The 17508-nt window shown below is 58.9% G+C and carries 16 protein-coding genes; 13 read left to right on the plus strand and 3 right to left on the minus strand.

Annotated features, from left to right (window positions below):
* Window positions 1-21 precede the first annotated feature (21 nt).
* From PV407_RS15785 to PV407_RS15795, 3 genes are all read right to left on the minus strand, one after another.
* The gene (locus tag PV407_RS15785; RefSeq protein ID WP_332090891.1) at window positions 22-1827 is read right to left on the minus strand and encodes a putative bifunctional diguanylate cyclase/phosphodiesterase; all 1806 of its coding nucleotides are present in this window, start codon (window positions 1825-1827) and stop codon (window positions 22-24) included.
* A gap of 241 nt (window positions 1828-2068) precedes the next feature.
* Window positions 2069-3985 (minus strand): FAD-dependent oxidoreductase, encoded by a 1917-nt coding sequence (locus PV407_RS15790; protein ID WP_332090892.1) that lies wholly within the window; start codon window positions 3983-3985, stop codon window positions 2069-2071.
* Between the two features lie 76 nt (window positions 3986-4061).
* The gene (locus PV407_RS15795) at window positions 4062-4991 is read right to left on the minus strand and encodes a helix-turn-helix domain-containing protein (protein ID WP_332090937.1); all 930 of its coding nucleotides are present in this window, start codon (window positions 4989-4991) and stop codon (window positions 4062-4064) included.
* Between the two features lie 263 nt (window positions 4992-5254).
* On the opposite strand from PV407_RS15795, the gene PV407_RS15800 reads away from it, so the two are divergent.
* From PV407_RS15800 to yqfD, 13 genes are all read left to right on the plus strand, one after another.
* Window positions 5255-7027, plus strand: coding sequence for a glycoside hydrolase family 35 protein (locus PV407_RS15800; protein ID WP_332090893.1), 1773 nt, complete (start codon window positions 5255-5257; stop codon window positions 7025-7027).
* A 432-nt stretch (window positions 7028-7459) separates the two neighbouring features.
* Entirely contained in the window at window positions 7460-8233 is a 774-nt protein-coding gene (locus tag PV407_RS15805) for a class I SAM-dependent methyltransferase (protein ID WP_332090894.1), read from the plus strand.
* Window positions 8234-8365: 132 nt separating this feature from the next.
* Window positions 8366-9460, plus strand: coding sequence for a M24 family metallopeptidase (locus tag PV407_RS15810; RefSeq protein ID WP_332090895.1), 1095 nt, complete (start codon window positions 8366-8368; stop codon window positions 9458-9460).
* Window positions 9461-9584: 124 nt separating this feature from the next.
* Window positions 9585-10352, plus strand: coding sequence for a hypothetical protein (locus PV407_RS15815; RefSeq protein WP_332090896.1), 768 nt, complete (start codon window positions 9585-9587; stop codon window positions 10350-10352).
* Between the two features lie 21 nt (window positions 10353-10373).
* Window positions 10374-10721 carry a histidine triad nucleotide-binding protein gene (locus tag PV407_RS15820; RefSeq protein ID WP_332090897.1) on the plus strand — a complete coding sequence of 116 codons (348 nt, stop codon included), beginning with the start codon at window positions 10374-10376 and terminating at the stop codon, window positions 10719-10721.
* Between the two features lie 142 nt (window positions 10722-10863).
* Window positions 10864-11037: a 30S ribosomal protein S21 gene (gene rpsU / locus PV407_RS15825; RefSeq protein ID WP_010491812.1), complete on the plus strand. Its 174-nt coding sequence runs from the start codon at window positions 10864-10866 to the stop codon at window positions 11035-11037.
* 15 nt (window positions 11038-11052) lie between these two features.
* Window positions 11053-11496 (plus strand): GatB/YqeY domain-containing protein, encoded by a 444-nt coding sequence (locus PV407_RS15830; RefSeq protein ID WP_332090898.1) that lies wholly within the window; start codon window positions 11053-11055, stop codon window positions 11494-11496.
* Window positions 11497-11656: 160 nt separating this feature from the next.
* Window positions 11657-13066 carry an NfeD family protein gene (locus PV407_RS15835; RefSeq protein ID WP_332090899.1) on the plus strand — a complete coding sequence of 470 codons (1410 nt, stop codon included), beginning with the start codon at window positions 11657-11659 and terminating at the stop codon, window positions 13064-13066.
* 45 nt (window positions 13067-13111) lie between these two features.
* Window positions 13112-14110, plus strand: coding sequence for a flotillin-like protein FloA (floA, locus tag PV407_RS15840; RefSeq protein WP_332090900.1), 999 nt, complete (start codon window positions 13112-13114; stop codon window positions 14108-14110).
* Window positions 14111-14151: 41 nt separating this feature from the next.
* Window positions 14152-14661 carry a hypothetical protein gene (locus PV407_RS15845; protein WP_332090901.1) on the plus strand — a complete coding sequence of 170 codons (510 nt, stop codon included), beginning with the start codon at window positions 14152-14154 and terminating at the stop codon, window positions 14659-14661.
* A gap of 6 nt (window positions 14662-14667) precedes the next feature.
* Complete coding sequence (locus tag PV407_RS15850) at window positions 14668-15864, plus strand: PQQ-dependent sugar dehydrogenase (RefSeq protein WP_332090902.1); 1197 nt, start codon at window positions 14668-14670, stop codon at window positions 15862-15864.
* 139 nt (window positions 15865-16003) lie between these two features.
* On the plus strand, window positions 16004-16282 hold the full coding sequence (gene yqfC, locus PV407_RS15855; protein ID WP_332090903.1) for a sporulation protein YqfC: 279 nt from the start codon (window positions 16004-16006) through the stop codon (window positions 16280-16282).
* Between the two features lie 20 nt (window positions 16283-16302).
* On the plus strand, window positions 16303-17487 hold the full coding sequence (yqfD, locus tag PV407_RS15860; RefSeq protein ID WP_332090904.1) for a sporulation protein YqfD: 1185 nt from the start codon (window positions 16303-16305) through the stop codon (window positions 17485-17487).
* Window positions 17488-17508 lie beyond the last annotated feature (21 nt).

Genomic DNA, 17508 nt, shown 5'->3' on the forward strand with positions numbered 1-17508 from the left:
TCGCGCTCTAAAGCGTAGAAGCTAATAGTCCGGCGAAAGCACCAAATCTTTTTCCGTCGTGTTCAGCCTGTACCATTGCTCGAACATGTCCGGAGGCATCGGCTTGCCGAACAAGTAGCCTTGCGCCTCGTCGCAATGGTGCTGCTGCAAATAGATGTACTGCTCTTCGGTTTCCACGCCCTCGGCCGTCACTTTCAGCTTGAGCGTCTTGGCGAGCACGATGATCGCGTTGACGATCGCCGCATCGTCGGGATCCTCGTGAATGCCGCTGATGAACGAGCGATCGACCTTCAGCGCGTCGATCGGAAACTTTTTCAAATAGCTGAGCGACGAGTAGCCGGTGCCGAAATCGTCGATCGAAATTTTGACGCCCATCTCTTTCAACTCTCGCAGCATCAAAATGTTGCGGCCGACGTTTTGCATCGCCGCGCTTTCGGTAATTTCCAGCTCCAAATATTCCGGCCTCAGACCGGCCCCTCGCAAAATGCGTCCGATGACGGCGGGCAAATGCTGCTGCCTGAACTGGAGCGGCGACAAGTTGACGCTGACGGACAGCTCTCGCATCCCTTCGTCCTGCCATTTCTTGACCTGCGTGCACGCTTTGCGCAGCACCTGCTCGCCGAGCTGCACGATCAGGCCGGTTTCCTCCGCGAGCGGGATGAATTCGCCGGGCGGAACGATGCCGAGACTCGGATGCTGCCAGCGGACGAGCGCCTCGACGCAAACGACTTGCTCCGATTTCGTATGGATGCGCGGCTGGTAGTAGACGAGCAGCTCGTCTTTTTCAAGCGCCTTGCGCAGCATCGCTTCCATCGCGAACCGTTCGAGCTGCGCCTCGGTTTTCTCCGGAGGCAAATAATATTGGTAATTGTTGCGGCCCTGCTGCTTGGCGATATACATGGCCGCTTCGGCGTTTTTCATCAGCAGCTCCGGAGTCGTGCCGTGGGTCGGATACAGGGCGATGCCGATGCTCGTCGTCGTGTATATTTCATGAGGCCCCAGCAATATCGCTTCGCGCAGCGATTCGATGATCGAGCCGCAAACTTGCGTGGCTTGGTCCGCGTTTGCGACGTGCGGCACGAGCAGGGCGAATTCGTCCCCGCCCATCCGCGCCAGCAAAATATCTTTGTCGATGCAGGAACGAATCCGTTCCGCGACCGTTTTGAGCAGGGCGTCGCCGGTTTCGTGTCCCATCGTATCGTTCACGTGCTTGAATTGGTCCAGATCGAGAAACAAAATCGCCTGGCCTTTGTTGCGGGAGCTTCGCTGCGTGAGCAGCGCCGTCAGCCGGTCCTTGAACATTTCCCGGTTCGGCAGCTTCGTCAGCGGGTCGTAGTACGCCATTCGCACGAGATTGTCCGAGGAGCGGCCGACGATGACGATCATGACGACGATGCCGAGCACGTTCATCACCGTGTCCAGCGAAAAAAAAGATTCCCCCCGAATGAGCGCGAGCAGCGCGATATCTCCGATCGCGAAGGCGCTTATGACGAGCGTCGTCCGGATGCCCAGCTCGGATGCGTATAGCGGCAGCAAAAACAGGAGGAGCCACGTCGGACTTACGCCGGGCTGCCATTTCGGAAGAACGTACACCAGGGTGACGATGACCATGTCGACGAACACGATGGCGGCCAAGGTCGGCATCCGCAGCATTTGATTCAGATCGCCTACCATAAAGGCGCGTTGCACCAGAAAAACGGTGAAAAGCAGCGAAGCGGCGGCAAGCGCAAGCAGCACGAACTGGTTTTGGGCGAAGAACAGTGCGAGCAATACCGCCGGGAAGATGAAATGTCCGAGAGCAAACACTTTTGCGTTTTTCTGGTTCATGCGACTTGCCAGCACCCCTCGCAATAAATGAAATAAGTACTCCGCCATACAAGTCGAATATGGCGATGCGTTTGGTGTCGAATCTTCATCCAGTATACATTATTTTCATGTTGGATTCTATGAAAATCGTCAAATTTTGTCGAAAATGCTGGAAATATCGTACAAACTTTCGCGCGATCGGAAAAAAAGCGGGCCCGGCATCGATAGCCAAGGCCCGCATATTCGGTTGTAAACCTTTCTCTTACACCATCGCCGGCTGGCGAAGCTCTTTCAAAATCGACTTCGCCACGTTCCGCGCGCTGGAGAACGCCCGCTCGGCCAGCTCGCCCTTGCCGACGCAGCCGTCTCCGCAAAAGTAAAACGGAACGTTTTCGAGCCGGTTCGGCAGCAGCGTGTTGGTGGCGATATTTTTGACGCTCGCGACCATCGCCTTTTTCGACACGCGCTTGACCGCGATCGCGTCCCGCCAGCCCGGGTAATGCCGGTCGAACAGACGCTCCATCTGCACGGTCCGCTCGTCCAAATACGTCTTGCGCTGTTCGTCGCTCTCGAACTCGTCGTGCAGGTAGGCGATGCCCTGCAGCAGCTGGCCGCCTTCCGGGACGAGCGTATGGTCGGTCGCCGACACGTCGCTGATGAACAGCTTGTTGTTCATGTCGCTGATGTACGAGAACGGGCGGGCGACGACGCGGCTCAATCCGACGTCGTACACCATCACCTCCGTAGGGGTGTTTCCTTCGTATCCGGCGAGGAACGGCTCCCAAGCCGTCCCTTTCAGCAGCTTGACGACCTGCTGCACCGGCATGGCGAATACGACCCGGTCGAACGCCAGCTCCCGGTTTTTCGATTTGAGGACATATTTGCGATCCTCGTAGCGGATGGTCTCGATCCCTTCCTGCAAGCAAATGTCCCAACGGCCGGACAGCTCGATCTTTTCCTTCAGCTGATTCGTGATGACGGCCCAGCTCCCGAGCACGTAGTTGACCGGACGCGAGGACAGGAACAAGTTATGGTAGTAATCGGCGATGACGGCGCCGGATACTTTGCGCGCGTCTTCCGGCGTGATGAAGAAGTTGGAGCAAACCAAATGCTCCCACAGCTCCTTCAAATCTTCGTCCGCGTTCGATTCGGCCAAAAAATCGCCGAGCGTGCGGTAGTTTTTCATTTGGTGAATGTTCGCCATAATGGCCGTAATTTCGCCGACGAAGCGGACCTTCTGCATCGTGCTCAGCAGCTCCGTCTTCATCAGGTTCACGAAATCGAGCGGCGCGGGCGTAATTTGGTCGTGCTTTTCGTACATGACCTTCCGCTTGTCGACCTGCTTGCTGCTGAACGACAGCCCGAGCTCCTTCTCCAGTGTCGTCAGCTTGTGGCGGTCGATGCCGTACACGGCGTGCGCTCCGTAGTTCAAGGTGAAGCCCGCTTTCTCGTATGTAAAAGCGCGGCCTCCGAGCTGCGGGCTTCTTTCGAACAAAACGCCTTCGACGCCCGCTTGTTCCGACAAATAGGCGGCCGCGGTCAAGCCGGCCAGTCCGCCTCCGATAATGGCGATTTTCATGGGGGTTGCCTCCTTGATGTTCGGGGTGACGTCGAGCGGCCCCGCCGGTTCGTTCGTCCGCAGGCCGGCCCACAGCAGGGAAAACTCGGTGCGAATCATCCGTTCGAGATCGGCGCCGTCGGTTACGCACCATTTTGCAACGATGCCGGTAAACGCGCTGAGCAGCAGCTCCGCCTTGTTCGGGTCGGGCAGCCAGCGCTGCAGCGCCCGCAGCAGCCGCTCGGACTGCTCCTTCTGCTTCCGGTTCAAGTTCTCGTTTTGCATGGAAAGCGCCGTCAAGCTGCGGACGAGCCGCGGATAGGCGGCCAAATTAGACGCCAAGTCCAAAAACAGCCGGTTGATGTGGCTTTCGAGCGATTGCACCTGCGACGGCGTGCGCGCGAGCCATTGCTCGACGATGGCTTGCTGCCGTTCGCCGATTTCCGCGACGATATCGTCCTTGCTTTTGAAATAATGGTAAAAGGTACCCTTCGACGTATGAGTGGCCGCGATAATATCGTCGACGGACACGTTTTCGTACCCTTTGCTCATAAACAGGCCGAGCGCGGTTTCGATGACGTGATCGCGCTTTTTGCGGGTAGAGGGTCGCATCAGGTTCATGGACATCTTCCTTCGGGGCAGCCGACTGTACCCCCATTGTAACGCAAATTAGACCGGCAGTCTATCGGATAATAGACTATCGGTCTAATGATTCGCCGGACGTTCCGGGCGTCTGCCCGCTTTTCGGTCTGTACCGGTTCGGAGACATGCCGGTCCAGCGCCGAAACTGTCGGGAGAAATGGCTGAGCGATCGAAAACCGAGCTCGTGCGATATTTGCTCGACCGACATGCTCGTCGTGACGAGCAGATGCTTCGCCCGGCTTGCGACCAGCTCGCTCACATACCGGCGCGGCGAGATGCCGTACACCTTCGCGAACGTCTTCGTCAGCTGGCTGCGGCTTATATGCAGCTGCTGGGCGATGCGCGCGATCGAATCGTCCGCCTGTGCGAGCGCCATACGCTGCAGCCGCTCCTGGGCGGCATGGGCGATGTCGGTTTCGAGCGTCGACGCGGCGGTGCGAGGCGAACCGTCCGGGGCCGCGGCCGCCTGCGCCAAACGGTCGGCGATCTGTTTGACGATCAGCAGAATATATGCCTGCAGTTCGATTTTCGAAACGGGACCGAGCTCGAGCGGCGGCCGATCGTCCGACCCGGCGGGCTTCCGTTCCGTCGCGCAGCCCGTCATCAAGCTTTCGATCCGCTTCATCCATTCGGGGAGGGCGGTACGCTCGGCCTCGCTTCGCTTGAGCGTTCCGAATTCGGCGACGCTCAGCCGTCTGCGCAGCTCCGGGTCGTCGATGTCGAAATGTACGTTGAAAAACGTATAGGGCGTTTCCGAACGGTTTTCCGTCCGGTGCCTGACGCCCGATTTGATCCAAATCCAGTCCCCTTCGCGAAACGGCTCCGGAACGCCGTTCGTGTAGTGGGTCGCTTCGCCCGCGAAGCAGTACAGCAGCTCGAACAAATGATGATGATGGTCCGGATACGACCAGCCGGGCGGCTTGACGCCGAATCCGCAGCCGGTAATTTGCAGCGTGCTCGTCATATTCGGAAAGTACAGCTCCATATCCACGGGTTCGTTCACCTTCCGGCGGAATGACGGCCGTTGCCGTCAAGCGGCCAAAGCTTAGTGGTCATGCTTTGCTCTTATTATAAGCCGGCCTCGAACGAATGCACAAATGGTCAAAAAAACGGACGAAATGCGCATGGCGTCAAATCGGTCCGCTGTTTAAGATGAAGCTAGGCGTCTGTGCGGTATGAGGTATATGCGGACAGACCTACCTGGAACGCAAAAGATAACAATAGTTAAAGAAAGGTCGGGACTTGCAGATGGCGCAATTGGAAGTGCAGGGCGGTCGGTTCGTATGGAACGGCAAGCCGATCCGGATCGTTTCGGGCGCGATCCACTATTTCAGAACGGTGCCGGACTATTGGCGCGACCGGCTGCTGAAGCTGAAAGCGTGCGGCTTCAATACGGTAGAGACGTACGTCGCCTGGAATATTCACGAGCCGAAGCCGGGCGTCTTTCATTTCGAGGGGCTCGCGGATATCGAGCGCTTCATCCGGACGGCGGGCGAGCTCGGGCTGTTCGTCATCGTGCGGCCGAGCCCGTACATTTGCGCGGAATGGGAGTTCGGCGGTTTGCCGGCCTGGCTGCTGGCCGACTCCGACATGCGGCTGCGCTGCAGCCATAAGCCGTTTCTGGACCGCGTCGACGCCTATTACGACGTGCTCCTGCCGAAGCTGAAGCCGCTGCTCTCCACGAACGGCGGGCCGATTATCGCGGTTCAGATCGAAAACGAATACGGCAGCTACGGCAACGATTCGACTTATTTGGAGCATTTGCGGCAAAGCATGGCGAGCCGGGGCATCGACGTGCTCATGTTCACGTCGGACGGACCGACCGATTCGATGCTGCAGGGCGGCACGCTGCCCGGCGTACTGGCCACGGTCAATTTCGGTTCGCGCGTCGGCGAGGCGTTCGCGAAGCTGCGCGAGTATCAGGCGGACGGCCCCGTCATGTGCATGGAGTTTTGGAACGGCTGGTTCGATCATTGGGGCGAGCATCACCATACCCGCGATGCGGAGGACGTGGCGCGCGTACTGGAGCAAATGCTGGACGAGGGCGGCTCCGTCAACTTTTACATGTTCCACGGCGGCACGAACTTCGGCTTTTACAGCGGCGCGAACTGTCCGTCGCCGGATGTGTATCAGCCGACGATTACGAGCTACGATTACGACGTGCTGCTGACGGAGGCCGGCGACCCGACCGACAAGTTTTACGCGGTGCGGAACGTTCTGTCCCGCTATGCGGACGTCCCCGAGCTCGCTTTGCCGGAACCGGCGCCCAAACGCGCCTACGGACGCGTGCGCATGTCGTCCCGGGCGGATCTGCTTGCGAACCTGGACGCGTTGTCGCAGCCGGTCGCTTCCGTCTATCCGGTGCCGATGGAGAAGCTGGGACAAAACGACGGCTTCATTTTGTACGAGACGACCATTTCGGGACCGCGGGCGGCTCACGAGCTGAATATTCAGGACGTGCGCGACAGGGCGCTCGTTTTCGTCGACGGGAAATATCGGGGAGTCGTCGAGCGCTGGAACAAGGAAACGAAGGTCAGCTTCGACGTGCCGAAGGAAGGGGTCAAGCTTTCGATCCTCGTGGAAAATATGGGCCGGATCAACTACGGCGCCTATATGAAAGACCATAAAGGGATTACCGAAGGCGTGCGCTTCGGCTATCAGTTTTTGTTCGGTTGGACGATTCGCCCGCTGCCGCTCGACGATTTGTCGGCGCTCGTGTACGGCGAACCCGGGTCCGCCGAAACGCCGGGCTTTTACAAGGCGACGCTTAGGATCGACGAGCCTGCGGACACTTTCGTCTATTTGGACGGGTGGACGAAGGGCGTCATCTGGGTAAACGGCTTCAACCTCGGCCGCTATTGGAACAAAGGGCCGCAAAAAAGCTTGTACGTGCCCGCCCCGCTGCTTCGCCAGGGCGATAACGACATCGTCGTGCTCGAGCTGCACGGGACGGAGTCGCCGGAGATCGAATTCAAAGCCGAGCCGGATCTCGGCGGCACGGTACCTCCGCAGCCGCAATGACGCGGTTGGTTGGATGAAAAGGGACAAAAGGGATAAGAGGAAGGACAGCTCTCGACGGCTGTCCTTTTTGAATAGTAATGAAAGTTGCCTTTCCTAGAAGAAGCCCGGTATGCTAGCTTCATGGCGGCAGAAAGCTAACGAATTCTCAAACCGTTATTTGCGGCAAAATGAACCGTTCCTCCGCGTAACGAATCGAGCTGCTCTTATTTCGCGAAAACGGGAGCCGTTCTGCTTGCGAAGGGCCGAATAGCGTTACCTCGATTCGTTCGTCCGGCCGAATCGCGGAAAACGATCAGGATAAGGTTATCTCGGTTCGTTACGAAACGCGGTCCTCCATTTACAGCGCGGCTTTGGTAACGTATACTGAATACGAAATTCACTAAACGGAACTTGGTTTCATATAATGAAACAGTAAGCGCGGGAGGGCTCGAAATGCCGATCGACTTTCACGATGCGCACAACCGCGGCAGTTACACGTCGCGAACCGCCGACGACAGCTGGCGCGGCCTGATGAAACGCCGCGCTCCGGTTCGGGGAAAACGGGTCGCCGATATCGGCTGCGGCGGAGGCATTTACACGAAAACGATGATGGAGCTCGGCGCGTCCGAAGCGGTCGGCGTCGATTTTTCGGAGGTTATGCTGGACGCCGCCCGGCAATCGTGCGCCGAACTTGGCGGCGTCCGATTCGCGCGAGGCGACGCGCTTGCGACCGGCTTGCCGGACGGCACCGTCGACATCGTTCTCGAGCGTGCGCTCATTCATCACTTGACCGATTTGACCGCTTGCTTCCGCGAAGCGGGAAGGCTGCTCGCCGCCGGAGGGACGCTCGTCGTCCAGGACCGGACGCCGGAGGATTGTTTGCTGCCGGGCAGCGCAACCCATATACGCGGCGCGCTGTTCGAGCTGTTTCCCCGGCTGGCCTCCGTGGAAACGTCCCGACGGCATACCGCGGTTTCGGTCGCCTCGGCGTTGAAAGCGGCCGGCTTCGCGCATATTATGGAAGAGAAGCTTTGGGAAACCCGCAGACGATATGCCGCCTTCGGCGAATTGGCGGAAGATTTGGCGCAGCGGCGCGGACGCTCGATTTTGCACGAGCTGTCGGACGGCGAAATCGGGATGCTGATCGACCGCATCCGCACAATGCTGCCGGAAGGCGAGCCGATTGTCGAGCAGGACCGCTGGACCGTCTGGATCGCTCGCAAATAAGCGGACTTCGGGCGATTGCATACAACGTCGGCGTAAAGGATTCTCGGACCGATCCGCCGAATCGATTACGAAGCGGGACGGATATGAAGCACGGTCTGGCAGGGTTATCCCTATAAGGAAAGGAATGATCCGATGAAAACGTCACTTTACGAAGAGCGGATCGGCAAGCTGCAAAGCTTGCTCGGGCAAGGCGGTTACGAAGCGATTATCGTGGCGTCCCCGGCCAATCTGTTTTATTTCACCGGCGTTTGGATCGAAGCGCACGAGCGTTTGCTCGCTTTGGCCGTCCGGCGCGGCGAACGGCCCGTCCTGGTCGCCCCCGACCTGCACCGCGGCGAGCTGGATCGTCTCGGAATCGAGACCGTCTATTGGCGCGACGGTGCAGACGCGGCGGCGCTGCTCGCCGGCACGCTTCGCGCGGACGGCGTCGTCGCCGTCGACGACGGATGGCCGAGCGGCCATTTGATCGCCTTGATGCGGCATCGTCCTTCGCTGCGATGGACAGGCGGCGGTTCGCTGCTCGGAGCGCTGCGTCAGGTGAAAGACCGGCACGAGCTGGACCGGATTCGCGAGTCGGCGTCGGCGCTGAACCGGGTGATGGAAGCGTTCGTCCCGCAGATCCGCGTCGGCCGGAGCGAAGCGGAGCTTCTGGAGCTTTTGCTCGAGCTGTGGAAACGGGAAGGCATTCGCGAGCTGTCGTTCGATCCTACGGTCGCGACGGGGGCGAACGGAGCGAATCCGCATCATGCTCCGGGAGACAGCGTCGTTCGCGAAGGCGATTTTTTGATCGTCGATACGGGCGGCATCTTGAACCGCTACTGCTCCGACATGACCCGTACGTTCAGCGTAGGGGAGCCGTCCGAGGAGCAGCGGAACGTATACGAGCTCGTCAAGCAGGCGCATTTGGCCGGCGTTCGCGCCGTTCGTCCGGGGGCGACGCTGGCCGAGGTCGATCGCGCCGCGCGCGGCGTCATCGAAGCCGGCGGCTACGGTCCGTATTTTGTCCACCGGACCGGGCACGGGCTCGGAATCGACGTTCACGAGCTGCCGGCCGTGCAGGACGGCAACGATACGGTCATCGTGCCGGGAATGGTGTTTAGCATCGAACCGGGCGTTTACTTGCCCGGCAAATTCGGCGTCCGCATCGAGGATATCGTGATCGTGACGGAAACCGGCTGCGAATCGGTCAATGCCGCGGTTAGCAAGGAATTGACCGTTCTGGGGTAATCATTTCTCGGACGACTCCCTTCATGCCGGGACCGACGGTTCGGAGCAATGGTCGCATGCAGACCGATTTTCTGGTATCATGTAGAAAGTCGTTTAAACTACCTGGAGGGAGTCTCCGCTTTTCATGGCTAATATTACGTATACCGGCTTACAGGACATCGGCCCGGTGGTCCAGTTTTTTCTGAACAATGACGAGCATTTGGTGAATAACCCGCTCTTTGCCGACATCGCGAACGTTGACATTTTGAACCATAGTTTGTTTCGGTTGATGAGCCAAATCAATACCGAAAAAGATTTTCACGACATGCTCAACTACAAAAACTTGCTGTATAAACAGCTTGTCCACTACTCCGATTCGATCGAATCGGTCGCCGAGCTGAAGGACGACTACCACGAGCTGGTCGTGCACCGGATTTATATCGGAACGGAAATCAAAATACTCAGCTGGATTTACAAAGAAATGTACGGCGCCGAGCCGGATTTGAGCAACCCGGAAAACAATTCGCCGCAAGGCTTTTTGCGCTATTTGAAAATGAACTGCAAGCCGGACGTGACCGCGCACTTTATCGGTCTCGCGCTGCAGCAGTACGTGCAAACGCATTATCCCGAAGAAGCGTTTTACAAAGACGAGGCGCTGTTCGGCGGCAGCTACAACTTTTTGGCCGAGTTCGTGCTGGAAACGGACGAGATCGACAAAGTCGTGAAAACGGTGGCGGAGCAGCAGCAGGAGCTCGTTTGGCTGCGCGACCAGCTGATCGCCTCGGAGGAAAAGCTGCAGGAGACGCCGGACGACGCCGAAACGCAAAACGAGCAGCAGAAGCTGATCGTCAACTTCATGACGGAGCGGCTCGAAATGGAGTTTTTGTCGCAAGTCGTCATGCGGTTATTTTAAAAAGGAAAGAAGGGAACGAGGATGGACTGCATTTTTTGCAAAATCGTAAAAGGCGAAATTCCTTCCCGCAAAGTGTTCGAAAACGATCGCGTGCTGGCGTTTCACGACATTCAGCCTGCGGCGCCGACGCATGCGCTCGTTATCCCGAAAAAGCATATCGCTTCGATGAACGAAGCGGAGGAGGAAGACCGCGAGCTGCTCGGCGAGCTGCTGCTGACGGCGAAAAAGGTCGCCGAAGAGCTCGGCGTCGCGGAGAGCGGATACCGGCTCGTCAACAACGTCGGCTCCGACGGCGGACAAGTCGTCTATCACATCCACGTTCACGTGCTCGGCGGCGAGAAGCTCGGCGGACTGAACGTCAAACGGTAAAAAAACGGGGCGGCGCTTGAACGGCGCCGCCTCGTCCTTGCCATGGCGGGCAGGTTGACACCCCCTTTCCGAATCACTTATAATGTAGTTTGATAAACCGTGTTTTCGTCTTGGACGGTCTGTTCGGAGGGAGGGAAAACTAGTGTCCGAAACTCGAGTTCGCAAAAATGAAACCATCGATGCTGCACTTCGTCGCTTTAAACGTTCCATTGCCAAAGACGGCGTCTTGGCTGAGGTGAAGAAGCGCAAACACTATGAGAAGCCTAGCGTCAAACGCAAGAAGAAGTCGGAGGCTGCTCGGAAGAGAAAGTTCTAGGAGGATTTTGCTTTCATGAGCCTAAGCGAACGCTTGAATGAAGATATGAAGCAAGCGATGAAGAATCAGGACAAATTCAAACTCTCCGTCATCCGAATGATTCGATCGGCGATTAAAAACGTTGAGATAGATCAAAAGAAGACATTGGGCGATGAAGAAGTTCTGGATATTTTGAATCGCGAAATCAAACAACGCAAAGACTCCCTCCATGAATTTGAAAAAGCGGGCCGCGACGATCTCGCCGAAGCCGTCAAGAAAGAAATAGAAGTCATTGCCGTATACATGCCGCAGCAATTAACCGAGGAAGAAATTCAAGCTATCGTACAGCAGACCATCCAAGAAACCGGTGCATCTTCCAAAGCGGACATGGGCAAATTGATGGGCGCATTGATGCCGAAGGTGAAAGGTCGTGCCGACGGCAAGCTGGTCAACCAGCTCGTGCAAAAGCTTCTTTCTTGAGAAATCGGACGAGCAAGTCCGTTTTCCGTCATTAAAACGCAAAAACAACACTCCTGACGGGGTGTTTTTTTGTTTGTTGAAACATTCTTCCTCCACTTACGTAGAACAATAGGAATACAGGTTCGAGAGTCGATCGAAAACCCGAAAACAAGGAGGAGCTATGCGTAACGCCACTCAACGTTTCGCGCTGAGACATGCGCTGCGATACGCGCTGACGTTCGGGCTTGTCGCGCTTGTGCTCGGCTGCGGCGTTTTGCTCGGCATCGGCGTGCAAACCGCTTCCTCGGAAAGCGTTCCGACGGCCCGGGAATCGCCCGCGGCCTCGGGCAAGCTCGTCTATGTCGTCCCGGTCCGCCAGACGGTCGAGAGCGGCTTGTACAGCTTTCTCGAACGGGCGTTTGCCGATGCGGAGCGCTCCCGCGCGGCGGCGATCGTGCTCGATATCGATACGCTCGGCGGCAGGCTGGATTCCGCCGAAGAGATCGGGAAGCTCGTTCGCGGCAGTCCGATACCGACGGCCGCCTTCGTGCGCGGCCGCGCCGTTTCGGCCGGCAGCTACATCGCCTTGAATGCCGGGACGATCGTGATGGAGCCCGGCAGCACGATCGGAGCGGCCGCCGTCGTGGACGGCAGCGGCAACGAAATCGATAAGGCGAAGATCGTCTCCCACTGGTCCGGCGAAATGAAAGCGGCGGCGGAGCTTCGCGGCCGGAATCCCGCCATAGCCGAAGGCATGGTGGACAAAAGCGTCGTCGTCGACATGCCGCAAATCGGCCGGAAGGTCGGACCCGGCGAGATCGTAACGCTCACCGCGGAAGAAGCGGTCAAGGTCGGTTACGCCGAAAAAACGGCCGCCACGCTCGACGAAACGATCGCTTATATGGGGCTGGACGGAGCGACCGTCATTCATGTCGAGCCGACGTTCGCGGAGAAGCTCGCCCGCTTTCTCGTCCATCCGGCGACGATGACCGTGCTGCTGATCGTCGGCATCGCCGGCGTCGCCATCGAGCTGCTCGTTCCCGGCTTCGGCTTGCCCGGCGTACTCGGCATCGCCGGCTTCGCGCTTTATTTTTTCGGCCATTACGTGGCCGGCTTCGCCGGAATCGAGCATATCGCGCTGTTCGTCGGCGGCATCGTGCTGCTGGCGCTCGAGCTGTTCGTGCCCAGCTTCGGCATCCTGGGCATGCTTGGAATCGCGGCGATACTGGCCGGCGTCGTCCTGGCCGCGTTCGATACGAAAAACGCGCTGCTCTCGCTCGGCGTCTCCGTCGTGCTGTCCGCGATCGTCGTCGTCATCGTCGCCAGACAGTTCAAAAGTCGCGGCGTATGGAACAAATTCATTTTGCGGGATGCGCTTCTAACGGAGGAAGGCTATGTGTCGCACGAGTCGAAGGACCATCTGTACGGGGCTCTCGGCATGGCGATCACGCCGCTCCGGCCGGCCGGAACGGTCGAAATATGGGACGAAAAAGTCGACGTCGTCACCGAAGGCGAATTTATCGAAGCGAACAGCATGGTGAAGGTGATCAAAATCGAAGGGGGCCGAATCGTCGTCAAGCAGGCGGAGTGAGGATGCCCGCACCGTCTTAAAAACGTTTTGGGAGGATACGAACGAATGGCAGATTATTCGATGATATTTATGTTGACGATCGTGGCGCTGGCGGTGATCGTGCTGTCCGTCTTTTTCAGCTTCGTCCCGGTCATGCTTTGGATATCCGCGCTCGCCTCCGGCGTCCGCGTCGGCATTTTCACGCTCGTGGCCATGCGGCTGCGCCGCGTCATCCCGAGCCGCATCGTCAACCCGATGATCAAGGCGCATAAAGCGGGGTTGCCGATATCCGTCAATCAGCTGGAAAGCCATTACCTCGCGGGGGGCAACGTGGACCGCGTCGTGAACGCGCTGATCGCCGCGCAGCGGGCGCAAATTCCGCTTCCGTTCGAACGGGCGGCGGCGATCGATTTGGCCGGCAGGGACGTGCTGCAGGCGGTACAGATGAGCGTAAACCCGAAGGTGATCGAGACGCCGATGGTATCGGCGGTGGCGAAGGACGGCATCGAGGTGAAAGTGCGCGCCCGGGTTACGGTTCGGGCGGATATCGACCGGCTCGTCGGTGGCGCCGGCGAAGAGACCGTTATCGCCCGGATCGGCGAAGGCATCGTCACGTCCGTAGGCTCGAGCGACACGCACAAGCAGGTGCTGGAAAATCCGGACATGATCTCGCGCACCGTACTCGGCAAAGGGCTCGACGCCGGCACGGCGTTCCAAATTTTATCGATCGACATCGCCGACGTCGATATCGGCAAAAACATCGGCGCCCACCTGCAAACCGAGCAAGCCGAGGCGGACAAGCGGATCGCCCAGGCGAAAGCGGAGGAACGGCGCGCAATGGCCGTCGCGCAGGAGCAGGAAATGAAAGCGCGCGTCGTCGAAATGCGGGCCCGGGTCGTCGAGTCGGAGTCGCAGGTGCCGCTCGCGATGTCCGAGGCGCTGCGCGAAGGCAAGCTCGGCGTCATGGATTACATGAATTTGCGCAATATCGATGCGGACACGGAAATGCGCTCCTCGTTCGGCAAAATGAATGCTCCCGACAAAACCGATAAGGATCCGATTTAAACGATGCCGCATCGAACGATCGAGCGGAAGGAGGAGCGCGAATGAGAGACGTTATCGACTTTTTGCTCCGCAACCTCGGGATGGTTATCGTCGTTGCCGGCTTCATCCTCACCTTGTTGGCCAAACGAAACGGACGGGAAAACCGGCGCCCCGGAACCGGACGGGCCGGGGGCGGCAAGCCGAATCCGATGATGCCTCCGTTCGGCGGAGGACCGCAGGGCATACCGCATCGACGGCCGCAGCCGTCTCCCCCTTCCGATCGCTCCGGCCCGGATCAAAGCCGTCCCGCCCCGGAGCAAACCCGGGACGAGCCGGCGCGGCGAATCGACGGCGAAGGCTCGCATCGTTATCTGGAACAGGACGGTCCGAGCGGTCGAACCGAATCTCCGGCGGCGGATAACCGCTCCGATGCCGGCACGGCCGTTATCGAAGCCGATCGCGCGGGGCGGGACGAGAGACGTTTGGCCGAAGACGCGATACGCGGTATGCTATGGGCGGAAATCATGGGGCCGCCCCGGTCGAAAAAGCCGTACAGGCCGAAAAATCGGTAGAGAGGAATGAACACGATGAAACGGTTCGCTTTCTTGTCAGGCAGCATCGCGATGGCGGCGATGCTCTTTTTTTTCACCGGATGCGGACGGAGCGATGCGCCCGCGGATACCAGGCAGCCCGCGCCCGGCGCTCCGGCGGCTTCCGAACCGGAGTCGTCCGATTCCATGCCGTATCGCGAGGCGGAAACGGTGGCCGATAAGCTGAACGTGCCGTGGGACCTTGCTTTCGCCCCGGACGGCAGACTGCTGTTTACGGAGCGCCCCGGGGCGATCCGCGTCATCGAAGGCGGCAAGCTGCTCGAGGAGCCGATGTTCGCCTTCGGTCCGCCGTTCGTCAGCCGCGGCGAGAGCGGGCTGCTCGGATTGGCGCTGGACCCCGAGTTCGCCAAGAACGGTTATGTGTACACGTACCATACGTACGAGTCGAACGGTACGATGAAAAACCGCGTGCTGCGTCTGCGCGCGGAAGGCAACAAAGCGAAGCTGGACCGCGTGCTGCTCGCCGACTTGCCGGGCCAGCAAACGCACGACGGCGGCCGGTTGCGCTTCGGCCCCGACGGGCTGCTGTACGTGACCGTAGGAGACGCTCAGCAGCGGGAGGAGTCGCAGAGCAGGAGCAGCCTGGCCGGCAAAATATTGCGGATTCGGCCGGACGGCTCGATTCCGGGGGACAATCCGGACCCGAAATCGCCGATTTACAGTTTAGGCCACCGGAATCCGCAGGGGCTTGCCTGGCAGCCGGGAACCGGCAAGCTGTTCAGCTCCGAGCACGGGCAAACGTCCAAAGACGAAATCAACGTCATCGAGAAAGGCGCCAACTACGGCTGGCCGCTCATCGAGGGCGATCAATCCGAGCCGGCGCAGCCGCCATCGTCCGGCACCGCGCTGAGGAAGCCGCTCGTCCATTCCGGCGCGAACGTCACCTGGGCTCCGTCGGGCATGACGTTTATTTCGCAAGGTCCGTGGAAGGGGCAGCTGCTGGTCGCGGGCCTGCGCGGCATGCAGGTGCTTAAGCTGACGCTCGCGGCCGGGCCGGAAGCGCGCGTGGATAAAATCGACGCGCTGTGGAAAGACCGGTACGGCCGAATCCGCCATGTCGCGGAAGGGCCGGACGGTTCGTTGTACGTGCTGACGAACAACCGGGACGGCCGCGGCAGTCCGAAACAAAACGACGACGTTATTTTGCGTTTTAAGCCGAAATGACCGAGCCGTTCGCCAACCGAGCGACAGCGGCCCCACAAGCTCCCGCCAGCGCCGACACCCGCGCAGGCGGGTCTTTTTTTGCCCGCCTGCGCATATGGTGGTAAAAGCTACGGTTATTCGGCAAGGAGGATCGCGATACATGCGGCAATGGAACCGGCGCTTGAGCAAATTAACGGCCAAACTTCTCGATCTCCCCCAGGACGTCGTGCTCGATCTTCCGCGCTTCACGATGATCGGCAACCGCCAGCTCTATATCGAAAACCATCGCGGCGTGCTCCATTTTTCAAGCGATACGCTGAAGCTCGGACTGTCGCAAGGTAAGCTGGAAATCGTCGGCAAGGAGCTCGTCATCCGCGCCATATTGCCGGAAGAAGTCTTTATCGAAGGAATCATATCGGATATCCGTTACTCGGATTAATCGACGAAGGAGGAGCCGCCGTGAAATCGACGTTATTCAACCGGCTGCGCGGATACGTGCGCATCGAGCTGCGCGGCAGCAAACTGGAGCAGCTGCTGAACGAGCTGATCGATAAAAAGTTCGCCGTATGGGACATTCGCCGCATCGGACAAGATGCGGTCGAGCTTCATATCGTCATCCGCGATTTTTTCAAGCTGCGTCCGTTTCTGAAACGAACGGCGACGAAGCTGCGCGTAAAGGAGCGGTTCGGGTTTCCGTTTACGCTGGACAAGCTCGGGCGGCGGAAGGCGTTTCTCGGCGGCATCGTGCTCTTTTTCGCGGCGATCTACATATTGTCCATGCTCGTCTGGCGCATCGACGTCGAAGGCAACGAGAAAATCGCCCGCAGCGATATTATTCAAGCCGCCAAACAGCAGGGCTTGTACCGGTTCCAATGGAAGTTCCGGCTCGGCGAGCCGGACAAGCTGTCGCGCGAGCTGCTGCAGAAGCTGCCGGGAACGGCATGGGTCGGCGTCGAGGTGCAGGGAACGCGGATCCGGATCAAAGTCGTCGAATCGGCAAGGCCGGAAGAGCGGCCGCTCATGAGCCCGCGCCATCTCGTCGCCTCGAAAAACGCCCTCGTCACGCAAATTTTGGCGGAAAAGGGCAAGCCTCTCGTCAAAGTGAACAGCAACGTCAGCAAAGGCGATATATTGATTTCCGGCTATATCGGCGACGAAGCGAACCGGCAGACGGTCGTGGCGCAAGGAACGGTACGCGGCATCGTTTGGGAGGAAGCGAACGTGGAAATTCCTTTGAAGCTGACCCGCAAAGTGTACACGGGCGAAACGAAAACGCGCTCCTACGTCGTCGTCGGCGGCAAAGGGCTGCAGGTGAGCGGCTTCGGCGATACGCCGTTCGCCCAATACGAAACGATTCCGCTGCTCAAAACGGTGCATTGGCGCAAATGGTCGCTTCCGTTCGGCTGGCTGACCGAAAAGGTGCTCGAATCCCGGCTCGAGGAAATTCCGCTGGATCCGGAGGAAGCGAAAAAGATCGCCCTGGAGCAGGCGCGCGCGGAGCTCGTGGCGGCCGCCGGAGAAGGCGGCGTATGGCGGGGCGAAAAGATTATTTTGCATGAAAAGTCGGACAATGGTAAAGTTTATATGAAAGTGCTTTTCGAAATCGAGCAACCGATCGCCGTCGAGCAGCCGATTGTCCCTTAAATCGCGCGCTTCGGCGATGCG

This window comes from Paenibacillus sp. GYB003 (genome assembly GCF_036577625.1).
In the GTDB taxonomy this organism is placed as follows: domain Bacteria; phylum Bacillota; class Bacilli; order Paenibacillales; family NBRC-103111; genus Paenibacillus_AB.

Bases quoted from the DNA above. Each gene is read 5' to 3' on its own strand.
- PV407_RS15845 (WP_332090901.1), top strand. From the start codon at position 14,152: ATGAGAGACGTTATCGACTTTTTGCTCCGCAACCTCGGGATGGTTATC.
- PV407_RS15850 (WP_332090902.1), top strand. From the start codon at position 14,668: ATGAACACGATGAAACGGTTCGCTTTCTTGTCAGGCAGCATCGCGATG.
- PV407_RS15830 (WP_332090898.1), top strand. From the start codon at position 11,053: ATGAGCCTAAGCGAACGCTTGAATGAAGATATGAAGCAAGCGATGAAG.
- PV407_RS15790 (WP_332090892.1), bottom strand. From the start codon at position 3,985: ATGAACCTGATGCGACCCTCTACCCGCAAAAAGCGCGATCACGTCATC.
- floA (WP_332090900.1), top strand. From the start codon at position 13,112: ATGGCAGATTATTCGATGATATTTATGTTGACGATCGTGGCGCTGGCG.
- PV407_RS15835 (WP_332090899.1), top strand. From the start codon at position 11,657: ATGCGTAACGCCACTCAACGTTTCGCGCTGAGACATGCGCTGCGATAC.
- PV407_RS15800 (WP_332090893.1), top strand. From the start codon at position 5,255: ATGGCGCAATTGGAAGTGCAGGGCGGTCGGTTCGTATGGAACGGCAAG.
- PV407_RS15815 (WP_332090896.1), top strand. From the start codon at position 9,585: ATGGCTAATATTACGTATACCGGCTTACAGGACATCGGCCCGGTGGTC.
- PV407_RS15785 (WP_332090891.1), bottom strand. From the start codon at position 1,827: ATGAACCAGAAAAACGCAAAAGTGTTTGCTCTCGGACATTTCATCTTC.
- PV407_RS15820 (WP_332090897.1), top strand. From the start codon at position 10,374: ATGGACTGCATTTTTTGCAAAATCGTAAAAGGCGAAATTCCTTCCCGC.
- yqfC (WP_332090903.1), top strand. From the start codon at position 16,004: ATGCGGCAATGGAACCGGCGCTTGAGCAAATTAACGGCCAAACTTCTC.
- PV407_RS15810 (WP_332090895.1), top strand. From the start codon at position 8,366: ATGAAAACGTCACTTTACGAAGAGCGGATCGGCAAGCTGCAAAGCTTG.
- PV407_RS15795 (WP_332090937.1), bottom strand. From the start codon at position 4,991: ATGGAGCTGTACTTTCCGAATATGACGAGCACGCTGCAAATTACCGGC.
- PV407_RS15805 (WP_332090894.1), top strand. From the start codon at position 7,460: ATGCCGATCGACTTTCACGATGCGCACAACCGCGGCAGTTACACGTCG.